The sequence below is a fragment of the Olleya sp. KKT75 genome (assembly GCF_055635485.1).
On sequence record NZ_CM145759.1, the window covers coordinates 2,934,363 to 2,954,971 of the forward strand.

The following is a 20,609-nucleotide window of genomic DNA, read 5'->3' on the forward strand; positions in this document are numbered from 1 at the left end:
ATTCCGCGAAAGCGTTATATAATGAATAAAAAAAAAGTACTTATAATTACTTATTATTGGCCACCAGCAGGAGGTCCAGGCGTACAGCGTTGGTTAAAATTTGTAAAGTACTTACCAGAATTTAATATAGAACCTATTGTATATTGTCCGTCAAACGCTAGTTATCCTATTACAGATGCTAGTTTGGCTGATCAGGTTAATCCTGATTTAACAGTAATTAAACAACATATTAAAGAGCCTTATAAGATAGCGCAATTGTTTTCTAAGAAAAGTAAAACGATTAGTAAAGGGATTATTGCCGAAAAGGAAAAGCAGAGCTTAATGGAGCGTTTGATGCTATTTGTAAGAGGTAATTTTTTTATTCCTGATGCGCGAAAAAATTGGGTAAAACCGTCTGTTAAATACTTGTCAACTTATATTAAAGATTTTAATATAGATACGATTATTACAAGTGGTCCACCGCACAGTTTACATTTAATAGGTTTAGAATTACAGCAAAAATTAGACGTGACTTGGATTGCGGATTTTAGAGATCCTTGGACAACTATTGGCTACCATAAACAATTAAAATTAACATCTGCGTCGAAAATTAAGCACAAAAATTTAGAGAAAAAAGTACTTAATACTGCCAATAAAATTATTGTTACTAGTCCTAGCACTAAGGTGGAATTTGAGCAAATTACAACACAGCCTATTCAGGTTATTACCAATGGTTATGACCATGAAAAAGTAACAACATTTGGATTGGATAAAAAGTTTACGCTCTCGCATATTGGTTCGTTATTATCAAAAAGAAACCCTGAAGTATTGTGGAAAGTATTACGTGATTTAATTAATGAAGATTCAGATTTTGCATCAAATTTTCAGTTGAATTTGGTTGGTGCTGTTGGTAAAGAAGTGCTTCAATCTATTGAAATTAACGATTTAACTAATAGTTTAAATAACATTGGTTATGTTTCACATAGTGAAGCAATTATGTTTCAGAAAAAGTCGCAATTATTATTATTGATTGAGATAGATTCTGAAATTACTAAAGCAATAATACCAGGTAAGTTATTTGAGTACATGGTTGCTAATAGACCTATAATTGCATTAGGCCCAATTGGTGCAGATGTGGCTTCTATTATTAAAGAAACTAATACAGGACAGTTTTTTAATTACCAAGATTACGATGCTTTAAAGTTGACTATAAAACAACATTTTGAAGCCTTTAAAAAAGGAGATTTAAAAACAAATCCAATTGGTTTACAGAAGTATTCTAGACAACAACTTACCAAGAATTTATCACAGTTGATAAATCCTTAATACCTTAGGGTTTTAATATCTTTTAATTTATGGGAATAGTCATTAATCAATCTATAAAAAACACTATTGTCACGTACTTTGGTTTTGGAGTAGGCGCTATTAATGTTATTTTTTTGTACACTCAATTTTTAACGGAACAGTATTTTGGTTTAATAACTTTTATATTGTCTACCTCTAGTATATTAATGCCATTTATGGCATTTGGAGTACATAATACTATCGTTAAGTTTTATTCGTCGTTTAAGACAAGACAATCGCAAAATAGCTTTTTAAGTTTGATGTTGATACTGCCTTTGTTTCTTATTATTCCTTTAGGTTTACTGACGCATTTTGCTTTTGATGTGATTGCGAATTGGCTATCTAAAAAAAATGCGATAATAAAGGATTACACGTGGTTAATTTATGTGTCTGCAGCTGCATTTGCTTATTTTGAGGTGTTTTATGCGTGGAGCAAAGTGCAGTTACAAAGTGTTTTTGGTAATTTTATGAGCGAAGTCTTTCATAGGATAGCAACCTCTATTTTATTAATAGCACTTTATTTTGGTTATCTAACTGTAGACCAATTAATTTATGGGATTGTTATAGTATATATTGCGCGCGCTTTGATAATGAAATTGTATGCTTTTAGCTTGAGAATGCCTAGTTTTAAATGGACTAAAATCCCTAATTTATCTAGTATTTTAAAATACTCTGCTTTAATTATTATAGCAGGCTCTGTAGCTAATATTATCTTAGAAATAGATAAGTTTATGTTAGGACAGTTTCAAGCGCTTAATAATGTAGCTTATTATGGTGTAGCAATCTATATTGCTACGGTAATTGGTGTGCCAGCAAGAGCAATGCACCAAATAACTAATCCTTTAACTGCAAAATTATTAAACGAAGGACATAAGGAGGAATTAAAGACCTTGTATCAAAAAACGTCTATCAACTTATTTATTATAAGCGGTTTTATTTTTTTGTGTATTATCATAAACATATCCAAGTTATATCTTTTGATTCCTGAGAATTATAGCGAAGGGTTTCTTGTGGTGTTAGTTATTGGTTTAGCTAAGTTGTCTGATAACTTAATAGGAAATAATAATGCTATTTTGTTTAATAGCGATTATTATAGAGTAGTGCTAGTATTTGGTGTACTGTTAGCCATATTGACCGTGGTTTTAAACTTAGTATTTATTCCTATATATGGAATTAACGGAGCAGCTTACGCGAGTTGTATCACGATATTTACTTATAATATTATTAAACTTAGCTTTGTGTATCGTAAGTTTAAAATGCATCCTTTTACAGGTTTAACACTAAAAACGTTGCTTTTAATTACGATTTGCGGATTAGCATTATTCTTTTGGGAGTTTTCGTGCCATCCGATTTTGGCTATTTTGTTAAAAACAATGCTACTTAGTATTGTATATGGGCTTTCTGTTTATAAATTTAATTTGTCTGAGGATATTTCTAAACTATTAAATAAGTTTATTCCATAAAAAAATCCTACTTCCAGTTGCTTTAGGGCAAACAACCGTTTGTAGGATTCTAATCTTGTAACTATTCTATGTTAATTTCTAGACCTTGTACTTCTTGTTTTAGAAGATGTACTTCTAGAGCTTGTTGTTCTTGGTTTAGAAGTCGTTTTTCTAGTTGTTGTCGTTCTAGTATTACTTCTATTTGATTTTGTACTTACGGTATTCCTTGTTCTAGGTTTACTAGTTGTTGTACTATTATTTCTAGTTCTAGGCGTAGAGGTTGTTGTTTGGTTCCCTCTTGTTCTAGGCGTACTAGTTGTAGTGCTATTATTTCTAGTTCTAGGCTTAGAGATCGTTGTTTGGTTTCCTCTTGTTCTAGGTGTACTAGTGGTAGTATTATTGTTTCTAGTTCTAGGCTTAGAGTTAACTGTTTGATTACCTCTTGTTCTAGGCGTACTAATCGTAGCATTGTTATTTTTAGTTCTAGGCTTTACAGTAGTATTACCTTTTGTTCTAGGTGTTACTTTGTTATTTCTTGTACGTGTTGTACTGTTTGCTCTAGGTGTTCTTCCTTCGTTTCTAGAAGCTAAAGCTCTATTTCTAGTAATTGTGTTTCCTCTTCTGCTAGCAACCGCTGTTCTGCGTCTATTGTTGTTTACATAAGGCCTATCATATCTGTATCTAGTAGGTGTGTAATGTTGTCTGTAAGGTGTAGAGTATAATACACGGTAATGTATTGAAGGTAATACATAAAACGAGTGCCATGATCTGTAAACATATGCTCTGTTATACACGTTAATAAATCCTGTGCAGTGAGAATAACGGTTGTATCGGTTATAGTGTACATATAATCCACCAACACGGTTTACATATCCTCTGTTGTTATAGTTTATATAAACATTTCCAACTTGACTTACACGACCATAATAGTCATAGAATACTGGAGTGTTTTCTACTTGTATAATAGCTCCAAATTCGTCATACTGCACATAAGCACCATAATCGTAACCTGTATTAAAGCTAATACTTGTGTTTCTGTTATTTACGTCTACGTTAACTTGTGGTCCGTAATTTGGCATGTAGAAGTCAAACTGCCCATCAGCATAAACAGAAAATTCTATTCCTGCTTCTTCAAATATAAAAGAGTTACCATAACCTCTAACGTAAGAGTTGTTAATAACACCGTTATCTACAGTGGTATTTGTGTCTGCATTAACAGTAAATCCACTAAGGACTAATGCTGTTAATAAAAGGAATATGTTTTTCATAATGTATTGTTTTAAGATTGAACAATTAACTAATTACAAGCATCGTGCCAAAAATCAAAAACCTAGTAATAGTAAGGGGTTTAGGTGTCTTGTTTTAATTTTATCACATAAAAAACCCCGTAAATAAAAATTTACGGGGTTTATCTTTAGGGCAAAAAAGATATTATTTTCTTGTTTTAACAACTTTAGTCTTTTTAGTTTTTACACCTTTTTTATAATAGTAGTTATCATCATTAGTATTATAATCATTGTATGTATTATAATCTACAGTGTTATTATGGTGTTGACCACCATAGTTACTTGTATTTGCTCTATTAACATGACCAATGGTTTTAATTAAATGCCCATTTCTGTTGTATTTTAAACGCATGCTTCCAATTTGACTAACTAAACCTTGACGGTTGTAGGCGATATATACAGATCCTAAACGTTTGATTTGTCCAGTTCTGTTATAGTTTAAAAACACATGTCCAATACGTCTTACTTTACCATCTCGATCATGGGTTACAATCATACCTCTGCCTCTAGGGGTAGAATAGGAAACCTGTGTTCCTGGTGCACCATAAGTTGTATTTACAGATCTACGTTTTGTAGTGCTACGTCTGTAATAATTGTCACCTTGTGTTTGTTCTAATTGTGTATTAAAATCAAAACTTCCGTCAGGAAAAATTAAAAATTCTACACCACGCTCTACAAACAATATTGGTTGTGCGTAATAATTTCTGTTTAATACTAAATCTTCACCTTGCGATGCAGATTTAGTTTCTGCTGTTACGGTAGTTAATCCAATTAACATACCTGTAAATAATAGTACTAATTTTCTCATAGTATTAAGGATTTAGATTTTGCCTACTAATTAAGCGTTTCGGCATTCGCTATATTGATTAGATAGTTTCAATAGCTGTGCCAAACTTGTTAAACGTTGGTTTTACTAGTGTTTCAAACCGTTTAAAGACATGGTTTTATTCTTGATGTAAACCAAAAAGTATTAAAAAGAATGCTATATTTACTATCGTAAAAACCAACCACCAATGTCTTTAAAGTATAACACGTGTAAAAATTGCGAGAGTGATTTTAAATCTGGATTTGATTTTTGTCCGCATTGCGGAATGAAGGATAAAGAGGATTTAACGCTTGGAATTTTGTTTTATAATACTTTAAACAACTATCTACTATGGGATTCTAAATTCTTCAAGAGTTTTATACCCTTAATGACTAAGCCAGGTTTTTTACCAAATCAATTTATAGGAGGGAAGCGTTTGTCTTTTTTGCATCCCGCCCAATTGTACTTATTTATAACATTTGTATTTTTCTTTTTGTTTTCTTTTCAGATGAACAAAGTAGAACAAGACCTAAATGAAGGTTTTAAAGCCGAATCAAACAATGTATTAAATCAGATTCAAACTAAGGATGCAGATTCCGTTAAAAGAGATGAAATGCGCACCGCTTTAATTAAAAACAAAACACTGACTAGAATGTCTGATAAAGTGATTGACTCCATAGTCTCTCAAAAGGATATTAAGTCAAATAATTCCGTATCCTTTGGGTATAATACTCAAGAAATAGATGCTCTATTAGCTGCAAGTGCTTCTAATGACACTATTTATAAAGCAATGGGAATGGCAGACAATCCGGGTTGGTTTGACAAGATGTTGTATCCTCAAATGTTAAAATTTCATAAGGACAGAAAAGCAGGTTCGATATGGATCTCTATGATAAATGCCACACCAATTGCATTATTTATATTGTTACCTATTTTTGCTTTATTTCTAAAATTGTTTTATTGGAAAAAAGGACGCTATGCTTATCATTTAGTGTTTTCGTTCTATTTTTTCGCTTTCATTTTCATGGTGTTTAGCATCTTATTAATTACCAACCTTATTATAGATGTGCCTAGTTGGGTTAATTTGTTGATTGCACTATCCATTTTTATCTATTTTGTAATTGCCGTCAAGCATTTTTACAATCAACGTTGGCGCTATAGTATACTAAAAAGTGGTGTTATTTCCTTTGTATTTTTGGCAATATTGGTTCCTATTGCTTTTGTGGTGTTAGCGTTTGTTTCTTTTTTGTTTTATTAAATCAAAATTTAAATAGGGAAGTAGTATTCTAATTTTTTTTTCGGTTAAACCGAAATTAAAAGCCTTATAAATAAATAGGTATAGACTTAATGAAGTTGCTTTTTTGGGTTACAAGTATTGTTTATAAACCATAACACTAAGACGTTGCATGCCAAATAGGAATGTTAAAATGTTTGCTTAATACTTCAGCATCAATAATAATAGTTTTTAGTTTGCCATGATCCACCACATTAATTCGTGAAGCATCTTTTAGTACTAAATTAAGTTCAAAGCTTTTGTAATTACCATTCTCACCAGATATAGTTTCGCCAATAATCTGTAAAGCAACAATGTTTGATAATACAGTACTTTTCTTTGAGTTGTGTTTATTAAATCCGCGATAAAAACGATTGGAATGTTTATTAAAAACAATGGGCGAAAAATAAGAAATCAGTAAATAGTTACCTGCAATAAAAAACATAGTTCCTGCTAATGTTGCTAGAGTAAATATAAAGTCAAAATTTTGAGTCTTTATATACAAGGCAATACCTGCGTACAAAAAGGCATAAGCAACACTAACAAATAACAGTGTAAATAGGGCAAAGCCTAAAGATGGCTTAAATTTAAACCCATATCTAGTCTGAGACAAAACATGTGTTTCAAAATTAGCACCTCCACTTACTGCGGGTTTTGTAGACACCTTTTTTTTGATAGTTTCTAAATCACCCATTTAACGTTGTTAACTGTAATGTTTATTATAGTTTGTCTTTTAAATATTGCGCAGTAACACTAGCTTTTACCTTTATAATATCTTCAGGTGTTCCAAAAGCGACTAATTTACCACCATTTTCTCCACCTTCAGGACCTAAATCTATAATATGATCTGCACATTTTATCAATTCTAAATTATGCTCCACAACAATTATAGAATGTCCTTTAGCTATTAAAGCATAAAAGGATTTTAATAATTTCTGAATGTCATGAAAGTGTAAACCTGTTGTAGGTTCGTCAAAAATAAATAAGGTTTTATCTTTTGTGTTTCCTTTACCTAAAAAAGTAGCTAGTTTAATACGTTGTGCTTCTCCTCCAGAAAGGGTAGAACTGCTTTGACCTAAAGCAACATAGCCTAATCCAACATCTTGGAGTGGTTGTAATTTATTTTTGATTTTAGAAACGCCATTTTTATCAAAAAAGGCAATAGCATCATCAATAGTTAAATTTAAAATGTCATCAATGTTTTTATCTGCAAAAGTGACTTCTAAGACCTCCTTTTTAAAACGTTTTCCTTTACAAGTTTCACATTCTAAATGGACATCAGCCATAAATTGCATTTCAATAGTCACTTCACCTTCACCTTTACAGGTTTCGCAACGTCCACCATCCACGTTAAAACTAAAGTGTTTAGCTGCATAATTACGGATAGTACTTAGTTTTTGTTTAGAATATAACGCTCTGATGTCATCATAAGCTTTAACATAAGTCACCGGGTTTGATCTAGACGATCTTCCTATAGGGTTTTGGTCAATAAATTCGATGTTTTTTACAATACTATAGTTTCCTTTTAGTTCTGTAAACTGTCCTGCTTTATCACTAAAACCAGTTAAGTGTTTTTGTATTGCCGGAAATAATATTTTTTTAACCAATGTACTTTTTCCACTTCCAGAAACACCAGTAATAACTGTTAGCATTTCTAAAGGAAAAGAGACATCTATATTTTTTAAATTATTTTCTCTAGCACCAATAATATCGACACTATATTTACTAGTACGGCGTGTTTTAGGCACTTCAATTTTTAAGGTTTCATTTAAATATTGTGCGGTTAACGAGTTTGATTTTAGAATATCAGCATACGTACCAACTGCAACAACTTCTCCTCCTAAAGTACCAGCTTCAGGACCAATATCTATAATTTGATCCGCTTCCTTCATGATATCTTCATCATGTTCTACCACAATTACAGTATTTCCTAAATCACGGAGTTGTTTTAAAACTTGTATCAAGCGTTCAGAATCTTTTGGGTGTAAACCAATACTAGGTTCGTCCAATATATACATAGATCCAACTAAGCTACTACCTAAAGAGGTTGCTAGATTTATACGTTGGCTTTCTCCTCCGGAAAGGGTATTAGATTTTCGGTTTATTGTCAAATAATCTAATCCTACGTTATGTAAAAAGCTAAGTCTGTTTCTAATTTCTATTAATAAACGTTCTGCAATTTTTGCATCGTAGTCGTTTAACACGATCGTATTAAAAAACACAGCCAATTTATTTAAAGGTAACTCTACTAATTCCGTTAAGGTTGCATTACCAACTTTAATATAGTTAGTTTCTTGTCTTAATCGTTTTCCATGACATACTTTACATTGTGTTTTACCTCTGTATCGGGATAACATCACACGGTTTTGAATCTTGTAAGCCTTGCTTTCTAACTCTGCAAAAAAGCTATTTAAACCTTCAAAGTATTCATTTCCTTCCCAAATTAAGGCTTTATGTTCTGCACTTAATTCAAAATATGGTTTATGAATCGGAAAATCAAATTTATGCGAGTTGTTAACCAATTGGTCTTTATACCAACTCATACTGTCACCACGCCAAGGGAAAATGGCGTTTTCATAAACAGAAAGTGCTGTGTTTGGCACGACTAAATCGTCATCAATACCTATCACATCACCATAACCTTCACATTTAGGGCAGGCACCATAAGGGTTGTTAAAACTAAATAAATGTACGTTTGGCTCTAAAAACAGCACGCCATCTAATTCAAATTTATTACTAAAATGACGGGTTGTATTATCAGCTAACGTTTCTATATAACAATTGCCTTTACCTTCAAAAAAAGCAGTTTGTATGGCATCTGCTAATCTGTTATAAAAATCCTCATCGTCTTTTGTTACAATACGATCTACTACCAAAAACAAATCTTTGGTTGATGTTAAGTCCTTAGCATCGTCTATTCTTATAACTTTATCTTTTACTTTAATTCTGGCGTAACCTTGCGCATTTAATGCACTTAATTTATCTTGTAATTCACGACCTTCTTCTAAAACTAAAGGCGCTAAAAGCAGTAGTTTTTCGTTTAAGCCTAATCCTTTTATATAATTTGTAACGTCTGTAACAGTATCTTTTTTAACTTCTTGACCAGAAATAGGAGAGTAGGTGCGTCCAACTCTTGCAAAAAGCAGTTTTAAGTAATCATAGATCTCAGTAGTTGTTCCAACCGTAGATCTAGGATTTGTACTATTTACTTTTTGCTCGATTGCAATTGCAGGAGCAATACCTTTAATATAATCTACTTTAGGTTTGTTTAGACGACCTAAAAACTGTCTAGCATAACTACTTAAACTTTCTACATAACGACGTTGCCCTTCAGCATATAAGGTGTCAAATGCTAAACTTGACTTTCCAGAACCTGATAGTCCTGTTATAACAACAAGTTTGCGTCGTGGTATTACAACATCAATATTTTTAAGATTGTGCAGTTTTGCACCTTTTATAATAATGTTTTCTTTTGGATTTACTTCAGAAAGCGGTGTAGTCATAGTTGTTTTTACGTCTAAAACACAAAGATAACACAAGTTGAGCACCTTTTAAATAGGTTTATTGTGCAATAAAATGTTAAAAAAAATGTTTTTTTTTGCTTTTACGGAATGATTGTTGTTATATTTGGAACATATCATATTATTAACAAAACTTTATAGCCTATAGTATAACATTACTTTTTAATTTATAAACCCCAGACCAAAACCTGCTTTTGGTGCTTAAAAGTAATGATTATGCAAAAAATAACCATAACGGATGCTATCCTTGTTAGTAACTATATTAAAGGAGATGAGTCTTCTTTAGAGATTCTTATTAAAAGACACAAACAACGTATTTACAGTTTTATCTATTCTAAAGTATTTGATAGAGACATCGCAGAGGATGTTTTTCAAGATACCTTTATTAAGGTTATTCGTACCTTAAAAAGAGGTAAGTATAATGAAGAAGGTAAATTTTTACCATGGGTTATGCGTATCGCACACAACTTAGTTATTGATCATTTTAGAAAGAATAACAGAATGCCAAAATTTGATAATTCAGGTGATTTTGATATCTTTTCTGTAATTAGTGATAACTCTTTAAACGCTGAAAAAGTGATGGTTAAGGAGCAGGTCGAAGCAGATGTACGTCGATTAATAGACGAATTACCAGAAGATCAAAAAGAAGTTTTGGTTATGCGTATGTATAATGATATGAGTTTTAAAGAAATATCAGAACGTACAGGTGTAAGTATTAATACCGCTTTAGGGCGTATGCGTTATGCATTAATTAATATGAGAAAAGTAATTGAAAAGCATAATATTGTTTTAACAAATTAGAAATGCAATAAATCAAAAGATTGCTCGTTATCTGTGTATACCTTAAACATATATACATGGCGAAAATTTACTCTGAACATTCGAATACCCCAAAAAAACAAAACTTTAAAATAGAACCAAAAGCAGAAACAATTAGTTTTATTTTAAATTATTCTAAGGCTTTAAGTGTTATAAATTATAAAAATTTGAAGTTTGAAGCACTTCAAAACTAAACTTTGAAAACGTCCTGATAGTCTCAGGACGTTTTTATTTTTAAGGCATTTTAGTAATTAACCTTAATGAAAATGAATTATTATACTTTTTCAGGACCTATTATGTCAGAAAAAAGGTGATGATAATTATTCAGTTCGCGGAATTATAAAACCATTTTTAATAGTATCAAAACCTATTTTTGGATAGTATTCCATTGCTAATGGTGCCGAAAGTAAAATTAGCGTTGTTTGTGGTCCAATCTCTTTTTTGGTAAGGTTTATTAGATGCTTACCAATACCTTCTTTTTGATATTCGCTATTTACCGCTAAATCTGATAAATAACAGGCATAGCAAAAATCTGTTAGTGAGCGTGCTATTCCTACCAATTCGTTGTTTAACCAAGCGGTTATAATTAGATTAGAATTTTTATACATTTTTGAAATCCGATCACTATCGTTGGTAGGTCTTGTTATTCCTGAGCTATTATAAAGTTTGATTATCTCCGATGTGTTAGGACGTATTCCGATTTTGAATTCGATATTTTTCATGTGTTACTAATGTTTTTCAGCTTATTAATCTATCAATTCTACTTATAATAGTCCTTTAAAACGGTAGCACGACCAATAGTTTTGGTAATAATATCTTTTTCTAAATCCCAACCTCTAGCTGGAGAATACTCGCGTCCATACCAAATAATTTGCAAGTGTAAATCATTCCAAGTGTCTTTTGGAAATAAGCGCTTGGCATCTTTTTCTGTTTGTTGTACGTTTTTACCGTTGGTTAAATTCCAACGGTACATAAGTCTATGTATGTGTGTATCCACAGGAAAAGCAGGTACACCAAAAGCCTGACTCATAACTACACCAGCTGTTTTATGTCCAACAGCGGGAAAGGTTTCTAATGCTTCAAAAGACTGTGGTACAATACCATTATAGTCTTCGACTAACATTTTTGATAACCCGTAAATACCTTTACTTTTCATTGGAGACAAACCACAAGGTCTAATAATAGCTTTGATTTCTTCCACACTCATTTTTATCATATCATACGGGTTATCTGCTTTGGCAAATAATAACGGTGTGATTTGATTAACTCTAACATCTGTACATTGTGCAGATAGCAATACAGCAACTAATAAGGTGTACGGATCTTTGTGGTCTAACGGAATAGGTATTTCTGGATAAAGTTTATTTAACGTATTTATAACAAAATCTACCTTTTCTTGCTTAGTCATTAGTCGTATTTTTGAATGAAACCAAAATTACAACTATGAATACATTAAAACAAGGCGATAAAGTACCAAATTTTACAGTAAATGATCAAGATGGAAATCCAGTGTCATTATCGGATTATAAAGGCAAAAAACTAATTGTTTTCTTTTATCCAAAAGCTAGTACGCCTGGTTGTACAGCCGAAGCTTGTAATTTAACAGACAACTATACACTGTTACAAGATAAAGGTTATGAGATTTTGGGTGTAAGTGCAGACTCAGAAAAAAGACAAACTAATTTTAAAAACAAATACAGTTTCCCGTTTCCGTTATTAGCGGACGAAGAGAAAGAAGTTATTAATGCTTTTGGTGTTTGGGGTTTGAAAAAATTTATGGGTAAAGAATATGATGGTATCCACAGAAAAACCTTTTTGGTAGATGAAGATGGAGTAGTAGCCCATGTTATTGATAAAGTAAAAACTAAAGACCATGCAGCTCAAATTTTAGAGCTGTAGGATTATAATTTAAGTATAAAAAAAGCGACCATGAGGTCGCTTTTTTTGTTGCTATAAGTTTGAAAGAACAATTATTCTGTAGTTTCTTCCATAGTATGATATACGTTTTGCACATCATCATCTTCTTCTAATTTTTCTAATAATTTTTCAATATCTGCTGCTTGTTCCGGTGTTACTGCTTTTGTAACTTGAGGAATACGTTCAAATCCTGAAGATAATATTTCGATATCACGACTTTCAATTTCTGATTGGATAGCGCCAAAGCTTTCAAAAGGCGCGTAGATTAAAATACCATCATCATCAGCAAAAACCTCTTCTGCACCAAAATCGATAAATTCTAATTCTAACTCTTCTGGGTCTAAACCTTCAGCATTTACTCTAAAGTTACACGTGTGGTCAAACATAAATACTACAGAACCTGACGTCCCTAAACTACCATCACATTTATTAAAATAACTACGCACATTTGCAACTGTACGGGTGTTATTATCTGTTGCAGTTTCTACCAATACAGCAATACCATGTGGTGCATAACCTTCAAATACAACTTCTTTAAAATCACCAAGACTTTTATCACTTGCTTTTTTAATAGCACGCTCTACGTTGTCTTTTGGCATGTTTACTGCTTTGGCATTTTGGATAACTGCACGTAAACGTGAGTTACTAGCTGGATCGGGTCCACCTTCTTTAACCGCCATTACAATATCTTTTCCTATGCGTGTAAAGGCCTTGCTCATCGCAGACCAACGTTTCATTTTACGTGCTTTTCTAAATTCGAAAGCTCTTCCCATGGTTATATATGTTTTTAAATTTCCGCTTAAGCGAAAACTAAATAGTTAAAATTAATTTTACAATTACAAATTTAAAAAAACTTTTACTTTTAATTTAATCTTTAGACAGGTGTCTACGTAATTAGTTTGCTTTTATTACTAATTTTTAAGATTAAGTAGGTCTTTTAAAATTGTATAAGATTCTGCAATATAAATATCTTTTGATAATTGCGTGATTATATCCGCATTTAAGGTTTGATCTTCTTTATTAATATCTAATAATTTTTGTGTTGCTTTAGTATTAGACACTTTAATTAATGGTAAATCGTCTTGTTCAGGAAAAATCTGAAAATATAAGTCGCTCTTAGTTTCTCTGGTTTTTTTTATACCTTCTAACGTCAGTTGATATTTTTCTCCTTTTTCAAAAATACTGGCTCTTAACTTTAGGTTGTTTTTAGCAATGTCTTTAAAATTAGTGTTGTTGGCTAATCGCTGCTTATTATTACTTAATATAGAGGCGTAATCTACTGTTTTAAACGGTCTAAATCCCATTTGAGGCGTAACTGTATCTTTGGCTAAAGCGTAGTCTAAATACCCTTCTCCGCTATCTAAATTATCATAAATAGAAGGGAGTTTTATATCCGGAATTACTCCAGTTGCCTGATGACTTTGGCCTGTGATACGATAAAATTTTTCGACAGTAATTTTGCAAAACCCTAAATTGCCCGTGTCATCTAAAGCAAGGATACTTTGCGCACTGGATTTACCATGTGTTGTAGACCCCACAATTAAAGCACGATTATAATCTTGCATTGCAGATGCAAAAAACTCTGATGCAGAAGCGCTATAACTATTAACCAGTACTACAACAGGTTTGTTAAAAAACGTACCACGCTTACTATCTCTAATGGTGTAGGTTTCTTTTAAGTTAGTTTCAATAATGGTTATTGGACCTTGATCTATAAACATGCTAACAAGTTCCATTGCTTCTTGCATGGATCCGCCACCATTAAATCTAAGATCAATAAGTAACGCGTCAATATGTTGTTTTTGTAGTTTGTAAAGTTCTTTAGCAAAGTCAGAGGATATACCACGACCGTTTAGAGACTCGTCATTAGTATAAAAACTAGGTATCTTGATATATCCTAAATCTTGATTTTCGCCAAGTAAATAGCCTTTAATGGCATTGTCTTCTACTTTAATTTTGGTTTTAGTTATGGTAATGGTTTGTTCTGTTCCGTTTTTCTTTTTTACTAAAAAGGATACTGTTTTATGGTCTTCTTTATTACTAAATGCTTCGATCTCATGATTAGAAATACAAAACGTATTTAATGTTACGCCATTAGCGGTTAATGACATGATGATATCGTCCGTTTCAAAGTTTCCGTTATTAAAAGCTGCGCTTCCTGGTGTGATTTCTGCTATAAAAATCTGACCTTCTTTATTTTTTTCGGTAGTAATACCAAAAGACAATTGATTACTAGATAAGGAGGTTTCGTAAATTAATTTTTCAGTAGGATTAAAAAACACCGAATGTGGATCGTGATACTCTAAATAAGCATTAATAAAGGCATCTTTTACATAACGATCAATACCACCGCTGGTGTTGGTAAACTGCTCAAGTTTGCACAGTTGATTTTTAATAACATCCAATCTAGCGTTAACTTCTAGAGTTGAAAAGTTAGATTTAATAACTTCTATAGCGTCATTACTATCCAATAGATTGGTAATAACCTTATAGGCTACTAATTTTTCAAGCATTTTTTGTAATCCCTGATAATCTTTGGGGTAAGTGATAAATTTTGAAGGCGAATATTGTAAGGTTAGCCCACCAGAATAATCAGGAACAGTTGTGTTTAATTGCTCTAAAATAGTTTTAGTGTCGTTAATACGTTGTAATAATACTGTTTTATAAGTGTCTAAAAAGTCGCAATTATCAGACAGTAAATAATTATCAAATTGCAGTTGATCTGATTTAAATTGGTCAATATCTGTTTTTAAAAAGTAATCCTTATCAGGATCTAAGCCTTTTAAAAACAGATTAAAAACACCTTTTGATAAACTATCATTAATTATTTTTGGTTGGTAATGGTTATTTTTTACCAACTGTTTTACAGCCACTAACTGCTTACAAAATATAGAATCTGATTGCGCCAAGCTGACGTTAGTACTTAATAGAAAGAGTAGGAGAAGGTGTTTATACATTTGGGGCGTTTAAACGGTTAGTCTTCGTCTTCTTCAACAATATGCTCAATAGCTAATGCTAATTTAAAATCTTTATCAGTAACGCCACCTGCATCATGCGTTGTTAAAATTATTTTTAAAACATTATACTCGTTAGTCCATTCTGGATGGTGGTTTAATGCTTCGCACTCAAAAGCAATTCTGCTCATGGCACTAAAACAATCTTTGAAATTTTCGAATTCAAACTCTGCATGTATTGCATTATCAGCATAGTCCCATTCTGGTAATCTTAATAAACGTTGTTCAATTTCAATAGGGGTAAGTGTAGACATAAATTTTTATTTAAAAATAAGACATTTATACTTCTAATTCTGTTAAAATATCATGACTTAATAGCTCTAAATTTTTTGGAAGCGCATTTGTTTTAGATAGTACTGCTAAATAACGGTCGTCATTAGTAGTAAACACTTGCTTAAACACTGGGTTTATAACACCTAAAGACGCTATTATTTCTTTAAAAAAGTCGTCATGATGCACTAAATCTGTACTTCCAAGATGGAAAATACCGGATTTTTTTTGATTGATAATATAATGAATTTGTTGTGTCACCTTGGTATCTGTAGTGACATTCATTATTAAATTCGGAAAAACTTCAATGGGTGATTTTTCTTTTAAAAAAAACTTTATTTCTTGTATTCTTGGGGATTGCGCTCCAAAAACCATGGGTAGTCTTATAATTGCGTAGTTGCGTTTAGGCAAGCGCAATAGCATGTTTTCAATCTTAATTTTAAAATGACCATACATACTATGGCTTAATGTTTTATCGTCTTCATAACTAGGATACTTACTATAAGCATCAAAGACATTTGCAGAAGATAAAAAGATAAACTTACTATTATTAGCCACCACATATTCTGCAATATGATGATGCGCAATAACTTGTGCCGAAAAATTACCACGTACTGCCGAGATTATAATTGTAGGTTTTACAATCTCTAGAATTTCGAAAATATCATCCTCTTCCATATTATATTGGAAGTAGTGCTGATTTTTACTAAACGCTTTATTATCTACACAATACGTCCCGTAGGTGTTAAAATAGCCACACAACTCTTTATATAAAGCTTGTCCTATAAACCCACTAGCGCCAAGTATAAGTATGCGATGTTTGTTATTTATCGTTTTCATTTAAAGACTATAACGTTTAGAAAATAGATAAATTGGTTTGGGTAGTAAATTGTTCTAAAGCTTGCATTCCAATTAAAGAGTTTCCTTTAGCATTTAGTCCTGGAGACCAAGTAGTAATTACAAATTTATTTGGTAGAAGTGCCACAATACCGCCACCAACACCACTTTTTCCTGGTAGACCGACTTCAAATGCAAACTCGCCAGATTCGTCATAAAAGCCACAAGTCAACATAATAGCATTGATCCGTTTTGCTTGACTAACGGTAACATGTTGCTTGTTATTAACACATTTTCCGCTGTTAGCAAATACATAAAACGCTTTAGCGACTTGCGCACAAGTCATCTCTAAAGCACATTGATGAAAATAAAAGTCCAAGACCACCTCCACATCATTATGCAAGTTGCCAAAAGACTTTAATAAGTTGGCAGCCGCATAATTATTATAACCCGTAAGCTTCTCTGAAGCCGCCACTTTATAATTGTAGTTTATGGACTGATCATTACTAATATCTCTAACGTACTGTAAAAAGTCTGCTTTTGGGTTTTTAAATTGTGTACACAATATATCTGCCACAACAATAGCACCAGCATTTATTAAAGGATTTCTAGGTATTCCGTTTTCTAATTCTAATAAAGATAAATGGTTAAATGGGTTTCCAGAAGGCTCCACATCTACACGGGTCCATAAGTTGTTATCTTCAAACGCTATGGCTTTAGATAAGGTTAGAACTTTAGATATACTTTGTATGGAAAATGGGACATTAGCATCTCCAGCCATAAATGTACGACCATCCATGTGCTGCATAAAAATACCAAAGTGATTAACATCCTGTTTTGACAATTCAGGAATATAAGAAGCAACAACACCCTTAACAACTTCGTTTTTTAAGTCGCTATGGATGTTGTTTATAATAGTATTGAAGTCTAGCATAAATAATTACGCTTTGTAAAACGGAAGTTTTACTACAGTTGCTGGCACTGCGTTTTTACGTATTTGTATGTTTATTTTGCTGTTTACATCAGTAAATACGGTTGGGACATAACCTAAGCCAATACCTTTACCTAACATTGGAGACATTGTACCAGAAGTAACAACACCAATCTTTTTACCTTGACCATCTACAATATCATAACCTTGTCTTGGTATACCACGTTCGTCAAGTTCAAAAGCGACTAATTTACGGTCTACACCACGACGTTTTTGATCCTCTAAAGCTTCACTATTAGTAAAAGTCTTACTAAACTTAGTAACCCATCCTAAACCAGCTTCAATAGGTGATGTTGTATCGTCAATATCGTTTCCGTAAAGACAGTACCCCATTTCTAGACGTAAGGTATCACGTGCAGCTAAACCAATAGGTTTTGCACCAGCTTCAGTTACCTTATCCCAAATTTGTTTAACCTCGTCATTTTTGCAATAAATTTCAAAACCACCACTTCCAGTATAACCAGTTGCAGAGATAATAACATTGTCAATACCTGCAAAATCACCAACTTCAAAGTTGTAAAATTTAATAGCAGATAAATCATGACTAGATAACGCTTGCATTTTTGCTACAGCATTAGGACCTTGTATAGCTAAAAGCGAATAGTCTGCAGACAAGTCGCGCATATCCGCATCCACTGTGTTTTTAGAACTAATCCAATTCCAGTCCTTTTCAATATTACTAGCATTAACAACTAATAGGTATTGTTCCTCTTTTAGTTTGTAAATAATCAAATCGTCAACAATTCCACCATCATCATTTGGTAAACAAGAATATTGCGCTTTACCAATAGTTAATTTAGTAGCATCATTACTACTTACACTTTGTATTAAAGCTAAAGCGTTAGGACCAGAGATTAAAAATTCTCCCATGTGAGATACATCAAATACACCACAATCTTTTCTTACGGCTTCATGTTCGATATTTACACCATCATATTGTACAGGCATGTTGTAACCTGCAAAAGGAACCATTTTTGCACTTAGTGCTTCGTGAGTTGCTGTTAAAGCTGTGTTTTTCATTCTTAATATATTTTTGATTTTACCGTCAAGCGGAAATGATTAGCAATTGTCTAACAAAAGTATTGAAAATTATCGAGTTGCTTTTTAGTAATAGAAATAATATCAAGTTAAAATTTATAATCGAAGCATGTCCCGTTTAGAAGCACTTCAAATGTTAAAAAAATTAGTAGTTGCATGTAAAATCAAGTGTTTTCTATTAAACTAAAGTTAAACCAATCCTTGAAATTTGGTAAGCGGGTGTGTAGCTGTTATCTTTAAGTATGGAAAATATATTAGTAGCAGGTGCCAACGGTACCACAGGAAAAAAAATAGTAAATCTTTTAAACGAATCTCAGTATTTTAACCCAATTGCAATGGTTAGAAAAGAAGAGCAAGTCGCTTATTTTAAAGCCAAAAATATTGATACGGTTTTAGCAGATTTAGAACAAGACGTTTCTGTAGCTTTTAATAACACTATAGACAAGGTTGTTTTTGCTGCAGGATCTGGAGGAAAAAAAGTAGTGGAAGTAGATCAAGAAGGCGCAAAGCGTCTAATTGATGCATCTAACAAAAACAATGTCAAAAAATTTGTGATGTTAAGCTCAATGGGAGCAGACCATCCAGAACAAGCAGAACAACTACAAGCGTATTTAAAAGCAAAACATAACGCAGACGAGTATTTAAAATCAAGCGGATTAAATTATAGTATTGTTAGACCAGGATCTTTAACTAATGGCGAATTAACTAACAAAATACAGTTAGACACTAAGCTAAATAAAAGTGGAGACATTAGCCGAAACGATGTAGCCCAAACCTTAGTTAGATCTTTAAATGACGATGTTGCAAATAATGCCACTTTCGAAATTTTAAAAGGAGAGACCTTAATTGGCGATGCCTTAAATACATTGTCTAAATAGAATAAGAATTTCTTGTTTTTAAGATATTTGATTAATAAAAAAAGCTACCGTTTGGTAGCTTTTTTTTGTTTTCGGGTTTAAAATAGCGTTTTGTGTAAGAATAGTAAAGGATTTAGAATGACTGAACTTTCAATTTATCACTTAGTCAAATTTACAATTTTTTCTTAATTTAAATAAACACGCAAAATTGTAAATTTTGCGGACTTTGTAAAATGCTCTGAACTTTGGTTTAAGCACTAAAACCCTTATTATTTTTACACTTTGTTAGCAAACGTTTTTATTATATTAAATTCAGGATTTTGGGGAAAAATATTATTCCAATATTATATGATGCATGAATTATTATAGGAATTATTACTTTTTTATTTTTAACATAAAAGATACTACAGGTAATCCCTAAGATTAATAAGCTAAGAAATTTTAATGGATCTAATATTTGATTAATGTGGGTTAATGAGAATAGAAGAGATGAAGTAATAATAGCAACGTATGGTCTATATTTTTTCAAAAGTCCTTTCAGAATAATTCCTCTGAAAAATAATTCTTCATAAATAACTCCAAGGAAAATACTTTCAATTAATAAACTAATCGTTATTTCATATTGTTGAGATATTTTGTTATTGAAAATAAATTGGTATATATAATAAATTGTTCCAATTGCAACACCTAACACCGTAAAATATATTATTTTCAAAAAACTACAATCTAAGTCTTTAGGTTCAAAAAAGTAATTGTTAAATAATATAATTATTATTACTAGGATTAGAAGTTGGCTTATAAAAGATGTTGTGTTAAAATCAAAATTCAATAATTTAACATTAATAAAAATCAGAAATAATATAATTATATATAAAATAAAGGTCATTAAAATAGATTTAGGAATTGTTAGGTCTTTAAAAAATCTATTCATAATCTTGGTTCAACGTTTGCTAACTTAAAACTAATATGACATCGTTTTTAATAACTTATATCAGTAGTTATTTTAAATCCGAAGGTAATGGTTTTATTTTTTAAAGTCAAGGCCTTATTGCATTGTAATAATCTAAAAATTAAGCTCAAACCTTAGTTAGATCTTTAAATGACGATGTTGCAAATAATGCCACTTTCGAAATTTTAAAATGAGACACCTTAATTGGAGATGCCTTAAATACATTGTCTAAATAGAATAACAATTTCTTGTTTTAATATATTTGAT

Annotated in this window: 20 protein-coding genes; 7 read left to right on the forward strand and 13 right to left on the reverse strand. The window is 31.8% G+C overall.

Annotation, left to right across the window (positions count from 1 at the left end):
- Positions 1-21: 21 nt before the first annotated feature.
- Positions 22-1,305 carry a glycosyltransferase family 4 protein gene (locus ACZ2G2_RS13140; protein WP_470392604.1) on the forward strand — a complete coding sequence of 428 codons (1,284 nt, stop codon included), beginning with the start codon at positions 22-24 and terminating at the stop codon, positions 1,303-1,305.
- A gap of 29 nt (positions 1,306-1,334) precedes the next feature.
- Positions 1,335-2,786, forward strand: coding sequence for an oligosaccharide flippase family protein (locus tag ACZ2G2_RS13145; protein ID WP_470392606.1), 1,452 nt, complete (start codon positions 1,335-1,337; stop codon positions 2,784-2,786).
- A 71-nt stretch (positions 2,787-2,857) separates the two neighbouring features.
- Here the strand turns inward: ACZ2G2_RS13145 and ACZ2G2_RS13150 are convergent, their stop codons facing one another.
- Together ACZ2G2_RS13150 and ACZ2G2_RS13155 are read right to left on the reverse strand one after the other, a co-directional pair.
- Positions 2,858-4,033 (reverse strand): hypothetical protein, encoded by a 1,176-nt coding sequence (locus tag ACZ2G2_RS13150; protein WP_470392608.1) that lies wholly within the window; start codon positions 4,031-4,033, stop codon positions 2,858-2,860.
- A 163-nt stretch (positions 4,034-4,196) separates the two neighbouring features.
- Positions 4,197-4,859 carry a hypothetical protein gene (locus ACZ2G2_RS13155; protein WP_470392610.1) on the reverse strand — a complete coding sequence of 221 codons (663 nt, stop codon included), beginning with the start codon at positions 4,857-4,859 and terminating at the stop codon, positions 4,197-4,199.
- Between the two features lie 205 nt (positions 4,860-5,064).
- Between ACZ2G2_RS13155 and ACZ2G2_RS13160 the strand changes: the two genes are divergently transcribed.
- Positions 5,065-6,114, forward strand: coding sequence for a DUF3667 domain-containing protein (locus ACZ2G2_RS13160; RefSeq protein WP_470392611.1), 1,050 nt, complete (start codon positions 5,065-5,067; stop codon positions 6,112-6,114).
- A 136-nt stretch (positions 6,115-6,250) separates the two neighbouring features.
- Here ACZ2G2_RS13160 and ACZ2G2_RS13165 read toward each other — a convergent pair whose 3' ends face one another.
- Together ACZ2G2_RS13165 and uvrA are read right to left on the reverse strand one after the other, a co-directional pair.
- On the reverse strand, positions 6,251-6,823 hold the full coding sequence (locus ACZ2G2_RS13165) for a hypothetical protein (RefSeq protein WP_101202483.1): 573 nt from the start codon (positions 6,821-6,823) through the stop codon (positions 6,251-6,253).
- Positions 6,824-6,848: 25 nt separating this feature from the next.
- Entirely contained in the window at positions 6,849-9,632 is a 2,784-nt protein-coding gene (gene uvrA / locus ACZ2G2_RS13170) for an excinuclease ABC subunit UvrA (protein WP_470392614.1), read from the reverse strand.
- Between the two features lie 234 nt (positions 9,633-9,866).
- Here uvrA and ACZ2G2_RS13175 point away from each other — a divergent pair, with 234 nt between their 5' ends.
- Both ACZ2G2_RS13175 and ACZ2G2_RS13180 read left to right on the forward strand, forming a co-directional pair.
- Positions 9,867-10,451: an RNA polymerase sigma factor gene (locus ACZ2G2_RS13175; protein ID WP_090838943.1), complete on the forward strand. Its 585-nt coding sequence runs from the start codon at positions 9,867-9,869 to the stop codon at positions 10,449-10,451.
- 56 nt (positions 10,452-10,507) lie between these two features.
- The gene (locus ACZ2G2_RS13180) at positions 10,508-10,663 is read left to right on the forward strand and encodes a hypothetical protein (RefSeq protein ID WP_177183509.1); all 156 of its coding nucleotides are present in this window, start codon (positions 10,508-10,510) and stop codon (positions 10,661-10,663) included.
- Positions 10,664-10,789: 126 nt separating this feature from the next.
- Here the strand turns inward: ACZ2G2_RS13180 and ACZ2G2_RS13185 are convergent, their stop codons facing one another.
- Together ACZ2G2_RS13185 and ACZ2G2_RS13190 are read right to left on the reverse strand one after the other, a co-directional pair.
- Positions 10,790-11,191: a GNAT family N-acetyltransferase gene (locus ACZ2G2_RS13185; RefSeq protein WP_470392616.1), complete on the reverse strand. Its 402-nt coding sequence runs from the start codon at positions 11,189-11,191 to the stop codon at positions 10,790-10,792.
- Between the two features lie 38 nt (positions 11,192-11,229).
- Positions 11,230-11,877, reverse strand: coding sequence for an endonuclease III domain-containing protein (locus ACZ2G2_RS13190; protein ID WP_090838375.1), 648 nt, complete (start codon positions 11,875-11,877; stop codon positions 11,230-11,232).
- A 35-nt stretch (positions 11,878-11,912) separates the two neighbouring features.
- On the opposite strand from ACZ2G2_RS13190, the gene bcp reads away from it, so the two are divergent.
- A complete protein-coding gene (bcp, locus tag ACZ2G2_RS13195) occupies positions 11,913-12,368 on the forward strand; it encodes a thioredoxin-dependent thiol peroxidase (protein WP_090838373.1) in 456 nt (151 codons plus the stop codon).
- Positions 12,369-12,439: 71 nt separating this feature from the next.
- Here bcp and ACZ2G2_RS13200 read toward each other — a convergent pair whose 3' ends face one another.
- The 6 genes from ACZ2G2_RS13200 to gcvT all read right to left on the reverse strand — a co-directional run bounded on the left by ACZ2G2_RS13200 (position 12,440) and on the right by gcvT (position 18,518).
- Positions 12,440-13,159: a YebC/PmpR family DNA-binding transcriptional regulator gene (locus ACZ2G2_RS13200; protein WP_470392617.1), complete on the reverse strand. Its 720-nt coding sequence runs from the start codon at positions 13,157-13,159 to the stop codon at positions 12,440-12,442.
- Positions 13,160-13,297: 138 nt separating this feature from the next.
- Positions 13,298-15,343 (reverse strand): carboxy terminal-processing peptidase, encoded by a 2,046-nt coding sequence (locus ACZ2G2_RS13205; RefSeq protein ID WP_470392619.1) that lies wholly within the window; start codon positions 15,341-15,343, stop codon positions 13,298-13,300.
- Positions 15,344-15,360: 17 nt separating this feature from the next.
- Complete coding sequence (locus ACZ2G2_RS13210; RefSeq protein ID WP_090838367.1) at positions 15,361-15,654, reverse strand: 4a-hydroxytetrahydrobiopterin dehydratase; 294 nt, start codon at positions 15,652-15,654, stop codon at positions 15,361-15,363.
- Between the two features lie 25 nt (positions 15,655-15,679).
- Positions 15,680-16,510 carry a sugar nucleotide-binding protein gene (locus tag ACZ2G2_RS13215; protein WP_090838365.1) on the reverse strand — a complete coding sequence of 277 codons (831 nt, stop codon included), beginning with the start codon at positions 16,508-16,510 and terminating at the stop codon, positions 15,680-15,682.
- Positions 16,511-16,526: 16 nt separating this feature from the next.
- Positions 16,527-17,441, reverse strand: coding sequence for a glutaminase (locus ACZ2G2_RS13220; RefSeq protein ID WP_090838362.1), 915 nt, complete (start codon positions 17,439-17,441; stop codon positions 16,527-16,529).
- 6 nt (positions 17,442-17,447) lie between these two features.
- Positions 17,448-18,518: a glycine cleavage system aminomethyltransferase GcvT gene (gene gcvT / locus ACZ2G2_RS13225; protein WP_281846500.1), complete on the reverse strand. Its 1,071-nt coding sequence runs from the start codon at positions 18,516-18,518 to the stop codon at positions 17,448-17,450.
- Positions 18,519-18,778: 260 nt separating this feature from the next.
- Between gcvT and ACZ2G2_RS13230 the strand changes: the two genes are divergently transcribed.
- Complete coding sequence (locus ACZ2G2_RS13230) at positions 18,779-19,414, forward strand: SDR family oxidoreductase (protein WP_470392622.1); 636 nt, start codon at positions 18,779-18,781, stop codon at positions 19,412-19,414.
- Between the two features lie 280 nt (positions 19,415-19,694).
- On the opposite strand, the gene ACZ2G2_RS13235 is transcribed toward ACZ2G2_RS13230, so the two are convergent.
- Positions 19,695-20,324 carry a lysostaphin resistance A-like protein gene (locus tag ACZ2G2_RS13235; RefSeq protein ID WP_470392624.1) on the reverse strand — a complete coding sequence of 210 codons (630 nt, stop codon included), beginning with the start codon at positions 20,322-20,324 and terminating at the stop codon, positions 19,695-19,697.
- Positions 20,325-20,609 lie beyond the last annotated feature (285 nt).

Coding starts and splice junctions, on each gene's coding strand:
- ACZ2G2_RS13140 (WP_470392604.1), top strand. CDS start 22: ATGAATAAAAAAAAAGTACTTATAATTACTTATTATTGGCCACCAGCA.
- ACZ2G2_RS13145 (WP_470392606.1), top strand. CDS start 1,335: ATGGGAATAGTCATTAATCAATCTATAAAAAACACTATTGTCACGTAC.
- ACZ2G2_RS13150 (WP_470392608.1), bottom strand. CDS start 4,033: ATGAAAAACATATTCCTTTTATTAACAGCATTAGTCCTTAGTGGATTT.
- ACZ2G2_RS13155 (WP_470392610.1), bottom strand. CDS start 4,859: ATGAGAAAATTAGTACTATTATTTACAGGTATGTTAATTGGATTAACT.
- ACZ2G2_RS13160 (WP_470392611.1), top strand. CDS start 5,065: ATGTCTTTAAAGTATAACACGTGTAAAAATTGCGAGAGTGATTTTAAA.
- ACZ2G2_RS13165 (WP_101202483.1), bottom strand. CDS start 6,823: ATGGGTGATTTAGAAACTATCAAAAAAAAGGTGTCTACAAAACCCGCA.
- uvrA (WP_470392614.1), bottom strand. CDS start 9,632: ATGACTACACCGCTTTCTGAAGTAAATCCAAAAGAAAACATTATTATA.
- ACZ2G2_RS13175 (WP_090838943.1), top strand. CDS start 9,867: ATGCAAAAAATAACCATAACGGATGCTATCCTTGTTAGTAACTATATT.
- ACZ2G2_RS13180 (WP_177183509.1), top strand. CDS start 10,508: ATGGCGAAAATTTACTCTGAACATTCGAATACCCCAAAAAAACAAAAC.
- ACZ2G2_RS13185 (WP_470392616.1), bottom strand. CDS start 11,191: ATGAAAAATATCGAATTCAAAATCGGAATACGTCCTAACACATCGGAG.
- ACZ2G2_RS13190 (WP_090838375.1), bottom strand. CDS start 11,877: ATGACTAAGCAAGAAAAGGTAGATTTTGTTATAAATACGTTAAATAAA.
- bcp (WP_090838373.1), top strand. CDS start 11,913: ATGAATACATTAAAACAAGGCGATAAAGTACCAAATTTTACAGTAAAT.
- ACZ2G2_RS13200 (WP_470392617.1), bottom strand. CDS start 13,159: ATGGGAAGAGCTTTCGAATTTAGAAAAGCACGTAAAATGAAACGTTGG.
- ACZ2G2_RS13205 (WP_470392619.1), bottom strand. CDS start 15,343: ATGTATAAACACCTTCTCCTACTCTTTCTATTAAGTACTAACGTCAGC.
- ACZ2G2_RS13210 (WP_090838367.1), bottom strand. CDS start 15,654: ATGTCTACACTTACCCCTATTGAAATTGAACAACGTTTATTAAGATTA.
- ACZ2G2_RS13215 (WP_090838365.1), bottom strand. CDS start 16,510: ATGAAAACGATAAATAACAAACATCGCATACTTATACTTGGCGCTAGT.
- ACZ2G2_RS13220 (WP_090838362.1), bottom strand. CDS start 17,441: ATGCTAGACTTCAATACTATTATAAACAACATCCATAGCGACTTAAAA.
- gcvT (WP_281846500.1), bottom strand. CDS start 18,518: ATGAAAAACACAGCTTTAACAGCAACTCACGAAGCACTAAGTGCAAAA.
- ACZ2G2_RS13230 (WP_470392622.1), top strand. CDS start 18,779: ATGGAAAATATATTAGTAGCAGGTGCCAACGGTACCACAGGAAAAAAA.
- ACZ2G2_RS13235 (WP_470392624.1), bottom strand. CDS start 20,324: ATGAATAGATTTTTTAAAGACCTAACAATTCCTAAATCTATTTTAATG.